Source organism: Candidatus Scalindua japonica (genome assembly GCF_002443295.1).
GTDB lineage: Bacteria > Planctomycetota > Brocadiia > Brocadiales > Scalinduaceae > Scalindua > Scalindua japonica.
In genome coordinates this window covers 95,239-110,338 of the sequence record NZ_BAOS01000011.1, presented here as the reverse complement: position 1 = coordinate 110,338, position 15,100 = coordinate 95,239, and the positions used below count along the sequence as shown (strand labels likewise).

13 protein-coding genes and 1 pseudogene are annotated in these 15,100 nt (G+C 37.9%); 10 read left to right on the top strand and 4 right to left on the bottom strand.

The genetic code is table 11. The features are described 5' to 3' along the window. The first annotated feature begins 337 nt into the window (after nucleotides 1–337). From SCALIN_RS07360 to SCALIN_RS21615, 6 genes and pseudogenes are all read left to right on the top strand, one after another. Nucleotides 338–1,987: a SulP family inorganic anion transporter gene (locus tag SCALIN_RS07360; protein WP_203415392.1), complete on the top strand. Its 1,650-nt coding sequence runs from the start codon at nucleotides 338–340 to the stop codon at nucleotides 1,985–1,987. A 267-nt stretch (nucleotides 1,988–2,254) separates the two neighbouring features. Then, nucleotides 2,255–2,905 (top strand): carbonate dehydratase, encoded by a 651-nt coding sequence (gene can, locus SCALIN_RS07355; protein WP_096893869.1) that lies wholly within the window; start codon nucleotides 2,255–2,257, stop codon nucleotides 2,903–2,905. Between the two features lie 364 nt (nucleotides 2,906–3,269). Continuing rightward, a complete protein-coding gene (locus tag SCALIN_RS07350; protein WP_096893868.1) occupies nucleotides 3,270–4,190 on the top strand; it encodes a hypothetical protein in 921 nt (306 codons plus the stop codon). An 83-nt stretch (nucleotides 4,191–4,273) separates the two neighbouring features. Further along, complete coding sequence (locus SCALIN_RS22040) at nucleotides 4,274–4,444, top strand: hypothetical protein (protein WP_162532206.1); 171 nt, start codon at nucleotides 4,274–4,276, stop codon at nucleotides 4,442–4,444. A gap of 216 nt (nucleotides 4,445–4,660) precedes the next feature. Further along, on the top strand, nucleotides 4,661–5,680 hold the full coding sequence (locus SCALIN_RS07345) for a GNA1162 family protein (protein ID WP_162532205.1): 1,020 nt from the start codon (nucleotides 4,661–4,663) through the stop codon (nucleotides 5,678–5,680). A gap of 641 nt (nucleotides 5,681–6,321) precedes the next feature. Further along, a pseudogene (locus tag SCALIN_RS21615) lies at nucleotides 6,322–6,507 on the top strand (transposase); the annotation flags it as partial. Nucleotides 6,508–6,632: 125 nt separating this feature from the next. Here SCALIN_RS21615 and SCALIN_RS07340 read toward each other — a convergent pair. The 4 genes from SCALIN_RS07340 to SCALIN_RS07325 all read right to left on the bottom strand — a co-directional run bounded on the left by SCALIN_RS07340 (nucleotide 6,633) and on the right by SCALIN_RS07325 (nucleotide 11,145). Further along, nucleotides 6,633–8,402, bottom strand: a complete 1,770-nt coding sequence (locus SCALIN_RS07340; protein WP_162532203.1) for a transposase — start codon at nucleotides 8,400–8,402, stop codon at nucleotides 6,633–6,635. 508 nt (nucleotides 8,403–8,910) lie between these two features. After that, a complete protein-coding gene (locus tag SCALIN_RS07335; RefSeq protein WP_162532202.1) occupies nucleotides 8,911–9,414 on the bottom strand; it encodes a cytochrome c in 504 nt (167 codons plus the stop codon). Between the two features lie 2 nt (nucleotides 9,415–9,416). After that, the gene (locus SCALIN_RS07330; RefSeq protein WP_096893862.1) at nucleotides 9,417–10,301 is read right to left on the bottom strand and encodes a HEAT repeat domain-containing protein; all 885 of its coding nucleotides are present in this window, start codon (nucleotides 10,299–10,301) and stop codon (nucleotides 9,417–9,419) included. A gap of 418 nt (nucleotides 10,302–10,719) precedes the next feature. Continuing rightward, nucleotides 10,720–11,145 carry a cupredoxin domain-containing protein gene (locus SCALIN_RS07325; protein WP_096893861.1) on the bottom strand — a complete coding sequence of 142 codons (426 nt, stop codon included), beginning with the start codon at nucleotides 11,143–11,145 and terminating at the stop codon, nucleotides 10,720–10,722. A 549-nt stretch (nucleotides 11,146–11,694) separates the two neighbouring features. Here SCALIN_RS07325 and SCALIN_RS07320 point away from each other — a divergent pair. The 4 genes from SCALIN_RS07320 (at nucleotide 11,695) to SCALIN_RS07305 (ending at nucleotide 15,038) form a co-directional block, all read left to right on the top strand. Further along, nucleotides 11,695–12,246: a QcrA and Rieske domain-containing protein gene (locus SCALIN_RS07320; RefSeq protein ID WP_096893859.1), complete on the top strand. Its 552-nt coding sequence runs from the start codon at nucleotides 11,695–11,697 to the stop codon at nucleotides 12,244–12,246. Nucleotides 12,247–12,418: 172 nt separating this feature from the next. Further along, the gene (locus SCALIN_RS07315) at nucleotides 12,419–13,150 is read left to right on the top strand and encodes a cytochrome b N-terminal domain-containing protein (RefSeq protein ID WP_203415391.1); all 732 of its coding nucleotides are present in this window, start codon (nucleotides 12,419–12,421) and stop codon (nucleotides 13,148–13,150) included. A gap of 34 nt (nucleotides 13,151–13,184) precedes the next feature. After that, nucleotides 13,185–14,024: a cytochrome b family protein gene (locus tag SCALIN_RS07310; protein ID WP_096893857.1), complete on the top strand. Its 840-nt coding sequence runs from the start codon at nucleotides 13,185–13,187 to the stop codon at nucleotides 14,022–14,024. A gap of 3 nt (nucleotides 14,025–14,027) precedes the next feature. Next, complete coding sequence (locus tag SCALIN_RS07305; protein WP_133111745.1) at nucleotides 14,028–15,038, top strand: multiheme c-type cytochrome; 1,011 nt, start codon at nucleotides 14,028–14,030, stop codon at nucleotides 15,036–15,038. Nucleotides 15,039–15,100: the final 62 nt, after the last annotated feature.

Genomic DNA, 15,100 nt, shown 5'->3' with positions numbered 1-15,100 from the left:
TATTATAAAATATATTCGACTGAAAAGTTTCATATTGTTACTATTGTACATTTTATATTTCAGTCTAAGTAGGAGTTTATATTTTTCATTCTTCAACAACATATTATGTGAATGAAAACTAAAACTACAACACAATTTTAGCGAAATGTTTTTTGATTTTGTCAATATGCCAGGCCTGACAGTGTTCAAAGTAAGTGTTCTTTTACTGCCTGAAACAGTTGCTGGCGTGGTACATAGGAAAGGTATTTAGCCTAAGACAAGCCATAACAAGGAGTGACATGTTTGCAAAGAAACCAAATATAGAAGAAATGATAACTTTTTGGAGGTAATACAATAAATGGCTAAGATTGAAAGAGGAACAATAAAGCATGGGATTTTTTCTCATCTCAAACAAGACATTCCGGCAAGTATTGTAGTACTGTTTGTAGCACTGCCGCTTTGTCTCGGAATCTCATTGGCAAGTGGAGCGCCTCTGTTCTCAGGTCTTATTGCCGGAATAATTGGTGGTATAGTTGTGGGGTCTATAAGCGACTCCGCCCATGGAGTCAGCGGCCCGGCGGCAGGCCTGGCTGTAGTTGTGTTTGAAGCGCTGCATTCAATGTCTTTCGAGATATTTTTACTTGCCGTTGTCATAGGGGGAGCGCTGCAAATAATACTGGGTTTATCTAGAGCAGGAATTATCGGATATTTTTTCCCCTCTGCGGCTATAAAAGGGATGCTCTCCGGTATCGGTATCATCATCATCCTGAAACAGATACCTCACGCGTTTGGATATGATAAGGAGTGGATGGGTAATGATGCTTTTGTCCAATTGGGCGGTGAAAACACGTTTACATTAATTGGAAAAGTTCTTCTTGGACATATAACACCTGGAGCAGTATTAATTGCTGCTATTTCAGTAGCGATTTTGTTGTTATGGGAATTGTATCTGACAAAAAAATATCAAAATGTGTTTAAATTAATACAAGGACCAATCGTCGTAGTAGCGGCTGCTATTTGTTGTCAGTTGATAACAAAAAATTACTTTCCTCAATTTACTTTAGGTTCAGAGAACCTGGTAAGTGTGCCGGTTGCCGGCAGTTTATCATCATTCTTTGGCCTGTTTACCTTTCCTGATTTCAGCCAGTTAGGCAATAAGGCCGTTTATGTTTTAGCTGTCACAATTGCGATTGTTGCCAGTTTAGAAACACTTTTGTGTGTGGAGGCGACTGATAAACTGGATACCCACAAGAGAGTTACGTCAACCAACCGGGAGTTGTTTGCCCAAGGTGCCGGAAACATGCTTTCAGGAATGATTGGCGGGTTGCCAATTACACAGGTAATCGTTCGAAGCTCTGCCAATATGCAAGCCGGTTCAAGAACGAAACTATCTACCATTCTTCATGGGATTTTTCTGTTGATATGTGTAGCGCTACTTCCAAGTGTACTTAATCTTATACCCTTATCCGCTCTTGCATGCATTTTAATAATGGTCGGATATAAACTATCTAAGCCCAGTATATTTGTAGAGACATATAGACTGGGATGGGATCAATTTCTGCCGTTTATCGTCACTATTCTTGGGATTGTATTTGTTGATCTACTCGTGGGGCTTGGACTTGGGTGTTCAGTAGGCGCTGTTGTTGTCTTAATCCGTAACTACAAAAATTCTCATTTCTTACATATACACCCAGGTGAAGGAGAAAAGCAGTTAATAATTACCATGGCTGAAGATGTCAACTTTCTCAATAAAGGGGCAATTATAAAAGAACTGGCCAGAATACCTAAAGAGACAGATCTGACCATCGATATGAGCAAATGCTATAGCATTGATTATGATGTTAGAGAAGTCGTAGAAGATTTCATTAAATCAGCAACCGATAGAGGTATTAATGTAAGACTGAAACCGCCATTGGTGAAAACTTATGGTAAAGAAGATATCTATTCTGAAAAACTTGATAAATGGATATTAGCCCTGCCAGTCAAAAACAAAGCACTACCGGTATAAGGGCTGTATCTTTACTGTGTGGCGGTAAGCCAACTGATTCTTTAATCATATAACATAATTTTTATAGCGTGTAAAAACGAGAATCGGAGGGAAGGAAAATGCAGACGCAAGAGTCATAAATGGCGATTACACCTGAAGAATCGCTTGAAATGTTATGAGAAGGAAATTCACGATTTGTACAAGACTTAATACTGAACTGCAACTTCAGTCGCAGTTTTAAGATGATTAGAAGTGTTATATTTGAAAACTAAATAGGAGGATCTTCATATGAAAGTATTAAAGCATCTTTTTGATAACAACAGGAACTGGGCAGACAAAATAATAGAAACCGATCCTGGTTTTTTCACATTACTTTCTAAACAACAAAACCCTGACTACTTATGGATTGGTTGCTCTGACAGCCGTGTACCCGCAAATCAAGTTATTGGTCTGATGCCTGGAAAGCTCTTTGTACACCGTAATATTGCTAATCTTGTAATACATACTGACCTAAGCTGTTTATCAGTCATTCAATTTGCTGTTGATGTATTAAAGGTGAAACATATTATAGTTTGCGGCCATTACGGTTGTGGAGGCATTAAAGCCGCTATGGACAATAACCAACATGGACTGATCGATAATTGGCTACGGCACGTTAAAGATGTGTACCGCATTCATGAAGACAAATTTGACTTAGATCAAAGTGAAAACGAAAAACATAAACTGCTATGTGAACTTAATGTAGTTGAGCAGGTAAACAATATATGTCACACAACAATTGTTCAGAATGCGTGGGAGGCTGGACAGGAGTTGGTGGTTCATGGCTGGGTGTACGACCTTGAAATTGGTCTATTAAAGGATTTGAATGCTTGCATCTCCAGTAGAGAAGAAGAGAGAAACAAGTTTCACGAAAAGGAAATTATTAATTCCTATGTATGAATCAATATTGTATTTCCTAATTTAATGTATAGGGATTTCAATGTCGATAACACTTCGTCCCGGTTCAGTGTGACGTCATCCTGAGCCGAGTCGAAGGATAGTATTTTGTCGCTGAGCGACTTAACTTGACCCACAGTTACTGTAAATGGGCCACAAACGAAACGGTTACTGATCTGATTATTATTTCATCACACCATAGAACTATTTGCACTTGTTAGTTGAATCTAGGATAAGTTTTAAAGGATATTCATAATAAACAAAAATGTTTGGCACATCTGATGCCTAACTACAATGCCAAGTGTCATTACATCGTGCAGTATGCTTAATTGAGAAAAAAACAACTTTAATACAGGAGTCGGTACTAATGCTAAGAATAAAACGTACTCTTTACATAAACTTCATTGTACTAGCCTTTACAATAAGTCCGGTAAACCCTCTTTCCCCTTTGACCAATATAGGCCACGAGCGAGTCTTTGCCGAAACTCCAGTAATACCTGCTAAATATCAAACAGCAATAATCAATATTAAGAGCAAACAAACAGAAACAGATAGTATAATCTCAGAACATATAAACGTTAAAAAAAACGGACACACTACGGTAAAGATGTTAGAAATCCCTGAATACCAGGTTTCAGATATTATAGAACAGTGGGGACAACTTGGAAATAAGATCAATGAATATACTATTAAAGACAAAGATTTTGTAAAATATCTGATCAACAACACGGACATCAAATCATACAGCTATACGGCAAAGATGCCAAAGCTATACTTTCTGGTGAGGAACGAAATAGCAGAACCAATACTATATGGCGGAGAGATAAAGAAGTTTTTCAAAACAATATCATTCCACGGATGGTTCAGAATTGCAGGTGCTCTCGATTCACAAGGCAATTATCGAAAAGGTTATGATCATCTGAGCACCCAAAAAGAAGCACTCTTAGATTTATTTGAAGGTGTTTTATCTAAGACCGTAAAAGGCAGTTATACAATTGTTGAACTTTACACGGATGAAAACGGAGAGAGAAAAGGCCAGTTTAAGTTTTTCAAGACTGCTAAACAGGCAGAACCAACCCTTGTGCAGCCAATAGATGCCATGGCGGCATTTATATTAACCTACCTGAATCTTGTACAGAAAAACCCCGGAGACGTCAATGCAAAACAAGATCTTACAAAGCCAATTGTTGAAAGGTTAATAGCAAAAGCAAAAGCACAATCGCAAAATAAAGTTTCATCTTCAGCATATACAAACCGTACAAAAATCCATCGTAACTTTGGAAGGTGAATTGGGACTTTATAATCCAACAAACCCTTCTCCAAAAACCTAGTTGGTTTTTAGTAATAATATACCAAAAGAAAGTGGGAATTATGGAAGTAAAATGTACAAAATGCATGCACTTGTTTGAAGTTGAAGATACCACGAAAAAGTATAGATTTTCTTTATTCTTTATCTTATTAGGGGCAGTCGTACTTGCCTATGAACATACAGTCAAGAATCCAAGCCTGGGAGATCTTTCAGTCACTGTTGGTATTATCTGAATGGTTGTTACTAGAGGACGTGTTAATAAAAATCAAAGTCATCTAGGCAGATATGGAACTTCACATACAAGATTAGGAAATATGGTAAGTGCAAGTTATCAACAAATCCAGAAGCATGAACGTTATTATATGTTGAAAATTGTGACAAAATTGAAACGGTTCTTAAAATATCGGTTTCGTGTTTTTTTGATCATTAAAAGAAAAGAGGAATTGGAAATGTGTAAACATATGAAAAATTTTATCTCTGTTTTTAAGGTAGTTAAAGGTTTAGCAGTTTTACTTTTTATTTCGTTATTTGTAACGGGATGTTTCTCCAATGACGGCAAACGAAGAACAACAGGAGAAGAGCCTTTCTTTCAGAGAGAAGAAGGGCTTGCTGAGCATGGAAAGAAAAAGACATTGGATAGAATTTATCAGATTGATCCGGGAGGTAAAGAGTTTAAGATTTCGGACAAGTTTTATACTGACCCTCCCAGGAAAATTGCGATTTTACCGTTTGATAATCTTGTAGGTGGCAAATATATTCTGAACTCAGTCCCTATCCCAAGGTTCAGCAAAAAAGAAACGGATGGCTGGAACTGGACTTATTCGAATAGATTGAGAAGATTTTTCTTTGGCCATTTTGCCTCAAGAGAATTTGTAGATATAGAGTTAATGTATGTCGATAAGATGCTGCAGGAACTTGAGATTTTAACGCCCAATGACTTATATAAGATACCGGCTCAAGAGTTGGGCGAGATACTTGGCGCGGACGCGTTAATTTATGGCCAAGTTACAAAATACAAAAACTCCTATTATGCGCTTTTTAAACAAATCAAGATTGGCTTGAGTATCAAATGTGTTTCTACGAAAGACGGCAGTATCTTATTTGAAGGTGAACAAAGAAGGCATGATAATGATATCCGTGTTGCAACAAATCCTATTGATTTTGTAATCGCTTCGTTCCAGAATTTTATGAGCATGAGAGATGTTTATGCTGCAAGAGCGAGTGAGGAAGTAGTCCGTGAGTTAGTTATAAGAATTCCTATTATTAACTCATTTATTGAAGAGGAAGAACAGCGTATTAAAGAAAAAATCAAAGCAAGACTGTCAGTTCTGCCAACCGTGGATACAACGGTGGCTGATAAAGACAATGATGGCGATACTGCTTCTCAGTCTATACTGGACAAAACAGAATCACGAACACAGGAAGACCTTCCAGATACTCTCATTCGAACAGGTCCAGTAGGCTCCTGAACGGAAGACGAACATAAATCAGGTCAAGGCCCAATTTATTTTGCAGTTAAGGGAAGACTTTCCCCTTTTTCTGCTTTTTCACCTTTTTTTTATAAATCTCTTAGTCAGCAAAGAATATAAGAAATCATTGCTTTCGAATATTGAACGGTTGACGGTACCGAGAAGGTAAAATAATCAATGGTAACCTTGCCATAATTATAACGTTATCAAGTGTTGGTATCACATATTATCGAACAACTTGCAACCTGTTGACAAGAAAAAACCCACAAAATGAGTTGATAACATTTTTTATGAGAAAAATAGTTTTAATACTCAGTACCGTCCGGTACTGAGTTAAAGTGTTAAAATTGAAGCTACCGGCATCATTCTTATTTTTAACTTGAAAAATTCCGATTTACGGTGAACCAGTACAGAAGTGAGGTTAATTCAGCCAGGCATCAGCATGGACTCTTGCAAATTTTTAAAGACTTTTGTGTTAGCGATGACATTGCGTGCAAAAAATGTGTACCATTGCAATCAATTAATTCAATGGTGTAGTTGACAAATAAATGAATGAATTCGGAGAAGATTAAGTATTTCCTGGTGGGTGTTTTGGGTTCTGTTATTATTGGGTTCTGTTATTATCAGGCTTTTGTTTAGTGCTTTTATTGAACTATTTTTCTGTCAAAGAACGTCTATCTAACGGCATAGTTGAGAGTTTTAATCTAAAAGCCAAACTGACTATGAGAAAATCTTTTTGCTTTCGCACTTTTAAATCAATTGAAGTCGCTTTATATCATACACTTGGAAAATTACCAGAGCCTCCAATCACCCACAGATTCTACTGAGGAGGCTAAAAAAACAATTAAAGAGCGCGTCCAACGTGACTCAGATTTTTCTATTGCGCTATTAGATGAAGCTATCTCATTGTTTCTTAATCATAGATTTTCATGGTAAAAAACTAACCCTAAATTCAAGTAGTAGACGAACCAGTAATAACTAGCTTTTTATTATCCATGCCAGGTATGACAATATTTTCAAATTTTTCCATTTCATTCAATAGTGCTGGCAGATTTCTTTTCTTTTTCATTCGAACAATTATTTTTTCAGATGTGATTTCTATCTCTCCGCTATTGCATAAAAACTTTTCAAATAAGGTCGTTGAGGTGTTATGTGTATATCCCGGTAGGTTCATTGCTAACAATCGATAAAGATTGTGTGCTAAAACTGACATGGTCAAGTCAAAGTCTGCCTTAATCACCATTGATGATGAAACTCTATTCAAATGGAAAAATTCTATTTGTTCCGATATGCCTTTCTCCACAATCCAACGACGACTGTACTTGCGAACAATATCTTCTTGAGTAATATCATCATCATTAGTTATTATCAAAGCCGGTTTAATTTTACCATGTCCGGTAATTGCAATTTGACGAATCTCTTTCCCATAACCATCAAGAAAAAACTTTTCCTCAAATACTTTTAATGTTCTGCCTTTACCATCGGCATTCATTACTCTTATCTTTTTCCAGCTTGTACTTGGTAAATTATCTAATTTTTCAACAATTTTTTTACCTCTATTGCGAATAGTAATAAATTTCAAATCTTTACTATCTAATTTTCTTAAATTCTTATATGGAGTAAATTTGCTATCAAACACAATGTACTTCAGGCTAGTATCCTTTGGATTACCATCTCTATAAAAATCCAAAAACTCTAATACAACTTCAGGTTCGTTATTGTGCCTTATATTACTGTCAGTGTAATCTATTATTCCCGAATCCGGTTCTTGTGCTAACACCGCAAGCATGCTGGAGAGAGCTTTGTTACGCTTGCCAGACCAGTTGTTCTCTCGCTGAGAATCATCGCCCCAGTAAGGAATTGCTGTAAAATCAAGATTCATTGTGTCTGAAAGCAGTCCATTGTTTTTCCAAATCCTATGAAGGTTTTTTAAAAACGAAAGGTTCATCTTGCGAGTCACTCTGCTTGAATATGAGCTAAACCACCCGGTTTTTGGAAGTACTGTTAAACCTGCAAATAAGCCTAAGCCTCTATCCATACACCACAGATCATCAACGCTATACCTGCGAACATTTGAAATCTTTAAAGCAATAAAACTTAAAATAGAAGAATATTTATTAATAGTTGAAGTTTCCGGATAAAGCGAATTATTAATTGCAACATCTATCTTATATTTTCTCATATAGGGCAATAAGCAAAAAATACCAATAGTATTTTGAGTAGTAAATCTCTCAGGTATATAGTCCATGGCTACACTAATTGGAGCCTCGATTTTGTTATTTGCCCCTGCGGTGTGTCTGGCTTGCTTGCTCCTTCTCGGCAACCTTGCAAATCCTTCTTTTCTCAAAACCTCCCAAATGTATTTTTCAGAAGCTTTGTAGCTTTTTGAATCAAGAATGGACTTTATGTCTGGAATAGATAGATATTGTTTTCTTAAATTGATGATTAATGAATAAATTTCACCATCAAAGTCTTTTTCCTTTCGACCAGGTTTAGAAACTAAAAAAAACATATCCTCTGTCTTAGGTGCTTTTAGATAGTTTCTAAAATCTCGCGTTAGAGAATAAAACGAGCTAAGTGTATATCCAAACTTGGCTGCCACCTTTTCTGCGCTTTCCTTCTCATAAAAGAAAGATTTCAACGCCTCGTATTTCTTTTGGTTAACTAAGCTTGGGTTTTCAAAATATTCATACGGGTTTATATTAGGGCCTTTTTCTACCATGAAACAATAATACATAATTCGTGTATTATTGTCGATGAAATAATTAAAAACGCTACATGCCTATATAGTAAGGCATACAGGGGTTATAGTTAATAGCTGAGAGGGTGTGTGTTTGTTATATGCTTATTTTAAATATTATATACAAACCCTAATCATATTCGTATTGCTTAGCCGGTGACACTCATAACACATTATCGCAACGCTGCTTACAACAATATAAAACGGCTTGGCCTAGAATTGTTTAGGGCGTTTTGTTTCCATGAAAATCGGTGATAAAGGCATTCGGGAATGACAAATAGTGGCGTTATTGTTTCACGTTGTATTTTGTAAGTATGTGCTTCAACAGCATTGCTGGTTAGATTGTTGCTTGTTTCATGTATTGTCCCAAAGATGTCATTTTTACAAGTTCCTGGATACAAATATGCGAGAGCAAGTATATCAGAAACATGTTCAGGTATGACAGTCTTCACGCATGCTATTCCTTAGATGACATAACTGGTTTCAGTACCTACCTTTGCTCTGAATCAGTAAAGTCTAATTTTGTTTTGGCATCTTTATTAAAGCTTTCATGGCATGCGTCACACGACTTAACAAGATTATTAAATTCCTGATTTGTATTTGAGGAATCTTGTTTTTTGCCGCACAACATTAATTTATTTAAAGCATTGTTGAATTTGCTGCTTAATACCGTAAACTCATGCGGAATATCGTTATTTTCAATCATATATAATTCTACACAATTAAAGCCTATATTTTCTTTGAGTTCTTTTGTTAATAAATCCATCTGATCCCAGTCATTGTATTCAACCGCTCTTGCCAATCTTCTCATCGATATGGATGCCTTTTTCATGGCCCCTGCAAGGCTTCCCTGCTCTGGCGTAATCCGCTCTGTATCTTTTCCCCTTTCAATCGTAACTTCCTCAGTTTTATTGCAGGATGTGCAGACAATAGATATTCCGAAAATTACAGCAATAATTGTGAGTGAATATTGTGTATTCAACTTTTTCAGCATAATCATTTTTCCTCCATTTCTTCCAGTGCCTTCTCTGCCTTTTTCCAGACGCTGGTGTCAAAGTCCTCAAGTGTGTCAATCAGGTGTTCAACCGCACGTGCATCCTTAATCTTTCCCAATGCCTCTGCAGCACACCACCGAACGGTACTGTTATTATCCTTTAGTGCGGCAATTAAGGGTTCAACCGCACGCGCATCCTTTATCTCCCCCAACGCTCCAGCTGCATCACGCCGGACACCGCTGTCAGTATCCTTCAGCGCGCCAATCAAAGGCTCAACAGCGCGGCTGTCCTTAATCTTTCCCATCGCCCTTGCTGTCGTGTTCCGGATGCCACTGTTAACATCCTTCAATGTAAAGATCAGAGGTTCAACAGCACGAGGATCTTTTATTTTCCCCAGTGCGACAGCTGCATACTGTCTGACTATACTGTCATTATCATTCAGCGCCGCTATTAAGGATTCTACTGCAGGAATGCCTATTTCTCCAAGTGCCCCGGCAGCGTTCCACCGCACATCTTTGTCGTTATCCTTGAGAGCGGTAATCAATGGAGTAACAGCACGAATATCCTTTATTTCCCCCAATGCTTCAGCCGCACTCCAACGTACACTTCTGTCTTTGTCTCTTAATGCGTCAATCAGTGGTTTAACGGAACGAGTTTCTTTTCTCTCCCCAAGTTGCTCTGCTGCCATCTGTCGTACACTTCTGTCCTTGTCTTTAAGCCATTGAATTAATATTGTTGTTTTGTCCCTTGTCTCTTGTTCTGTTTTTTTTTCATCGGGTTTACTGCATCCAGAGAACGATATGCAAGAAAAAATTAACAACGCAGCCATCATTACCTTAATAAGTTTTAATGCAGCACATATATGATGTAATATTATATAAAACATTCTCCCTTTCTTGTAATCTATAATTTGATTTAGTGTCAAGCCATTATCTTTTTGCCAAGGCGCAACAAATTTATGTTGGGTATTGAGAGGAAAGTGTTTATTTTTTGCAAGCGAAAGATTGGGCTATCATTCTCTTAGCAAAAATATATTGATAAATTATGGGAAAAAATTCTAATATCGAAATCAGAAACAGATACAAAATCCAAATGCTGAAATCTTAAATGTTCAGTGTAGAACATTTTTCTTTTGTTTAGAACATTTGTATTTTGAGCATTCGAATTTGTTTCGAATTTTGTGCTTCGGATTTCTGGTTTTCCAGCTTGTCTGGGTTAGGTTTCTTGCCTGACGGCTCTTCGCTCTTCTTAAGAGGGCTCCACTGGAGCCTTATTGAAAGAGATGGTTTTCCTGCTAAAGGAAATTATTCAACGGTAATCGTACCTGTCATTCCCTGATCAGCATGAGAATCACAGTAATAAGGAAAGGTACCGGTGGTATGAAAAGTGTAAGTAAAACTCCCAGAAGCCATTTTGCCTGAATCCCAGAGACCATCAGGTACACCCTCCATTCCATCTTCCGTTTTAATTGCTTTCCCGCTTGCGACTTCGTGTGGTTTATTGCCGGTCACAACCCATTTCACGCTATCTCCCCGTTTTATCGTTAATTTTGATGGAACAAACTCATAATCACCCGTCATCTCGACAATATGTGTTTTTGTTTGGGGTAATGGGGTTGTTGAGGAATTACTATCAGAACTACTATCTGTTTGATTGGCTTTGCTACATCCAGAAAAAGAGAATATTGTCAATATAATAGCTATGTTTAATAAAATTATGTTTTTTTTCATCGTATCCTCCTTTAATTTAGAATCAACATTTCAGGAATGGCATACTAATAAAATTTATGAAAATACTACAGAAAAGTCTACAATTTCAACGTTTTTATTTCAAGTTTATTTATTGGGGATAGTGCATAATTTTTTAACTCTTGAGAGCAGAAAAAGTATTTTTTGTAAGTTCTGACACAATGTCCTTGTTTTTGTAAAATTAATAAAAATATTGACAGGTTGTCAAAAATATAAATATAAACAAGTGGTAAACAAGTGTTCTGTTTAAGAGTATCTCTTTTTGTAATAAATATTTATGCTTTTGTGGCTGCTTTGTTTTTAGATAAGTGGAACACTTTTTGCTTATTTAAACACTTCATTCTATAAAAAACAGGCTTAGGTGTTAAAGTATTACAAAATATCGTGTTGATAGGCTGATTAGCAGTTAAAGCGAATTGTTTTTTTACAATGCATTTCTGATCTTTTCCATGTGTTTCTCGTTAGTTACAGTTGTCGGTTAGCTTTTTTTATTATTTAACGTTAAAAGTAAATTTTCGTTAATATTCAAATATGGCTGATAAGATAGATGTAAAGTACTTAAAGAGTATAAGAGGTAATGCAACAACGGAAATTAAAGGGCCTTACGAGCCTGGTGCGCTTCTTGATCATCCAAAAACGATCACAAGAAGATGCCTCTTCTGGGGGGCATGGCTGTCATTCTGGGGGCTTGTTGGTATGTGGAGTTTTTCTGTGGTTCGTTATTTAATCCCCAGAGTATCGTACGAACCTTCAAGTATATTTAAAGCGGGCAAACCGGAAGATTATCCTTTGGGTTCTGTAACGTTCATCGAAACACGCAAGGTTTGGATTATCAGAGAGGAAAAAGGTGTATATGCGCTTATAGCGGTATGTACGCATTTATCATGTCAGCCGAGGTGGTTTGAGGAGGAACAGATATTCAAATGTCCTTGCCATGGTGGGCAATTTTACAAGAATGGAGTAAACTTTGCGGGCCCTCCTCCAAAACCGTTGGCACGCGCGTATGTTGAGGTTAGTGATGACGGGCGTCTGTTGGTTGATAAGGAGAGGATTGTAGGTCTGGATTTTATACTGCCTGTTTGAAATGGTTTTTGGGTATTTTTTATAGTGCTTTTGTACTAAGTAGTGAGTGGATAGTAACTTGTCTGGACAGGGTTGCTTTGTGACTTTGATAGGGAGTTAATTCATTTATGGAAGAAAAAAAGGAAGAAGAAAAAAACGTAAAAGTTTAGCCTGTGTAGCTAAGGATACGCAGGTGTGGAAGGCTGTATTTGGTGATCTTTTGTTTGGTGAGTTTAAGCCTCTCTCTCCGATAAATAGTTTAATGCGGGGGATTGCAAAGATAATGCAATTGCACCCGTACAATATGAGTGTGGGTGGTAAAAGGATAATAATGTACACTTTTTGTCTGGGAGGCTTGAGTGTTTTTTTCTTTGCTTTGCTTGCGTGTACGGGGGCGTTCCTGATGATCTACTATAATCCTGATGTCAACAAAGCGTACGCCAATGTTGAGGACTTTCGAAATATTGTGCCATTTGGGCTTTTAATTAGAAACATGCATAGGTGGACTGCGCACTTAATGGTAATGTTTGTGTCTCTGCACATGTTACGTGTGTTTTTGACAGGAGCATACAAGCCGCCAAGGGAATTAAACTGGATTGTAGGTGTGATTCTACTGGTGTTTACCATGCTTTCAAGTTTTACAGGGTATTTGCTTCCGTGGGACCAGTTGGCTTACTGGGGGGTTACTATTGGTTGCAGCATGGGCGAGAATGCTCCTTTATTTGGGGCGAAAGGGCCGTTTGCATTGTTAGAGCCGGGGAAAGATGTGAATTCCATTCTGGTAGGTGGTACGGCGGTTGGGCAGCCGACATTGTTAAGGTTTTATCTTTTGCACGCGATAGCGCTTCCCCTTGGAATAGCCGGTTTAATGGGTTTTCACTTCTGGCGAATTAGAAGAGCGGGAGGGGTTTCAGGGCCGCTTTAATCGGTATTTAGTAGATTAGCTTTACGGAGGAAAAATGACTGAAGAGCATGGCAGGTCAAAAGATAATGATGAAGTAATAGTCCGTATGACAAAGAGGGAGTGGGAATATGTCAAGGATATTCATGTTGCTTCCAAATATAAAGAGGGCTTTGAAACTTTAACTCCAAAGCAGCAGGATTATACTGTCAAGCATCTCAGAGATTCTGTTGGAATAGAGTTCCTTGCGGGGCTGTTATTCACTTTCATAATAATGGTGTGGTCTCTTTTTATGGATGCACCACTAAAGGAATTAGCAAATCCTTCAGATACGCCTCTTTGTGAGAGGGCGCCGTGGTATTTTATCGGTCTGCAGGAGTTGTTGATATATTTTGATCCGTGGCTGGCGGGGGTTGTGATCCCTTCTATACTGCTTGCAGGCTTGATAGTCCTGCCTTTTATTGACCCGAATAAAGAGTCCGGTATTGGCTGGTACTCTTTCAGGGTGAGGCCGGTTGCGGTGTCAGCTTTCTGCTTTGGTTATGCGATGTGGTATATCCTGATAATTGTCGGGCAGTTTTTCAGGGGGCCTGGTAGGGTATTTTACTGGCCATGGGAAGATAAAACTATCGTAAAGGCTGTGACACAGGTTGAGATGACGAATTTTCACATTGTCGGAGGGTTTGCGTTTTTTATTTTATATTTCAGTGCATGTTTAATAACTCCCAGGCTTGTTTTCAAAAAGTTATATAAATCATTGGGAGTTACAAGATACCATATTTTTGTAAGTTTAATGGCAGTTATGATGTTGATTCCTATCAAAATTCTTCTGAGATATATATTTGATGTTAAATACATCTTGTCTCTTCAAATCTTTAATACTGCTCTAAACTTCTAAATTATGGGACATTACGTCAAATTAATATGGTTACTTGTAATATCTGTCTTGATGCTGGGTGTTTCTGTAGTGTGGTTTTATAAAGAGTATAATCCGGAGTGGAAACAACACCAGAGGGCAGTTTTCAGGAAAAAGATCGCCAGGGCGGAAGAGGACTATGAGTTCTGGTCAAATCCCGAATGGGGTGATCCGGAAAAAGCAAAAGCGCTGGAGGGTAAAATTAATGGGTTGAAAAACACAAAGTTTGATATAAAGCAGATATTACTCAAAGGGGAGGGACTTTGGAGTAATCATGAGAATGGACCACGGGTTGAAAGGTGTATGACTTGTCATATTGATGAAGACGAGTTGCATGAGTTGCATCCTGAAGGTCTTCCTATTGCTTATGATGTTTACGGGTGTACGGTATGTCATGGTGGTAACGGCAGGGCGCTTGAATCTGAACGTGCGCATGAGGGGTCTCACGCGGACAGGAAGGCAATGGAGGGTCCTCGGACAGCGTCAGCAGATGAGTTTATAAGAATGTGGAAGCGGCTTCGTGAATTGAATCCTGAATCTGAAGAGGGGCTCAGGGTGGAGAGCTTTTATGGTCCGACAGGTGAATATCAAATATATGTTGGAAGGCGAAAGTGTATTAGGTGCCACAAAAAAATGCATCCGGAGCATGTTGAAAGGTGGAGCAAGACAAAGTTTAAGAGCTTTGAAAGGATAGAGAAAGAGCCAGACTATAGAAAAGGGAGTACCGAGTATAAAAAGAAATGTTATAAATGTCATACTACCGGGTACAGAGAAGATAAAAAGGTGTACTCAGAGCCTGGGGTTGGTTGTGAGGCGTGTCATGGGCCAGGAGAGGTGTACAGTCATCTTATGGCAGGTGAACATAAAGGTGATGTTAAAGAGGGGCAAAAATTAGTTCGTATCTCTTTTGACTTTAAGATATGTGGTAATTGTCATGTCCCGAAAAGGCATGAAATGCGTAAGGAATATTTTAAGGGTATTGCGCATATGAAGTAGATCTAGATTATAGTTAACATTTATATTGTATATTATGATGTAGCATTAAGGGCGTTTTTAAG

What these genes read in the sequence shown, in the direction of transcription:
- SCALIN_RS07360 (WP_203415392.1), top strand. Translation starts at nt 338, where the DNA reads ATGGCTAAGATTGAAAGAGGAACAATAAAGCATGGGATTTTTTCTCAT.
- can (WP_096893869.1), top strand. Translation starts at nt 2,255, where the DNA reads ATGAAAGTATTAAAGCATCTTTTTGATAACAACAGGAACTGGGCAGAC.
- SCALIN_RS07350 (WP_096893868.1), top strand. Translation starts at nt 3,270, where the DNA reads ATGCTAAGAATAAAACGTACTCTTTACATAAACTTCATTGTACTAGCC.
- SCALIN_RS22040 (WP_162532206.1), top strand. Translation starts at nt 4,274, where the DNA reads ATGGAAGTAAAATGTACAAAATGCATGCACTTGTTTGAAGTTGAAGAT.
- SCALIN_RS07345 (WP_162532205.1), top strand. Translation starts at nt 4,661, where the DNA reads ATGTGTAAACATATGAAAAATTTTATCTCTGTTTTTAAGGTAGTTAAA.
- SCALIN_RS07340 (WP_162532203.1), bottom strand. Translation starts at nt 8,402, where the DNA reads ATGGTAGAAAAAGGCCCTAATATAAACCCGTATGAATATTTTGAAAAC.
- SCALIN_RS07335 (WP_162532202.1), bottom strand. Translation starts at nt 9,414, where the DNA reads ATGCTGAAAAAGTTGAATACACAATATTCACTCACAATTATTGCTGTA.
- SCALIN_RS07330 (WP_096893862.1), bottom strand. Translation starts at nt 10,301, where the DNA reads ATGTTTTATATAATATTACATCATATATGTGCTGCATTAAAACTTATT.
- SCALIN_RS07325 (WP_096893861.1), bottom strand. Translation starts at nt 11,145, where the DNA reads ATGAAAAAAAACATAATTTTATTAAACATAGCTATTATATTGACAATA.
- SCALIN_RS07320 (WP_096893859.1), top strand. Translation starts at nt 11,695, where the DNA reads ATGGCTGATAAGATAGATGTAAAGTACTTAAAGAGTATAAGAGGTAAT.
- SCALIN_RS07310 (WP_096893857.1), top strand. Translation starts at nt 13,185, where the DNA reads ATGACTGAAGAGCATGGCAGGTCAAAAGATAATGATGAAGTAATAGTC.
- SCALIN_RS07305 (WP_133111745.1), top strand. Translation starts at nt 14,028, where the DNA reads ATGGGACATTACGTCAAATTAATATGGTTACTTGTAATATCTGTCTTG.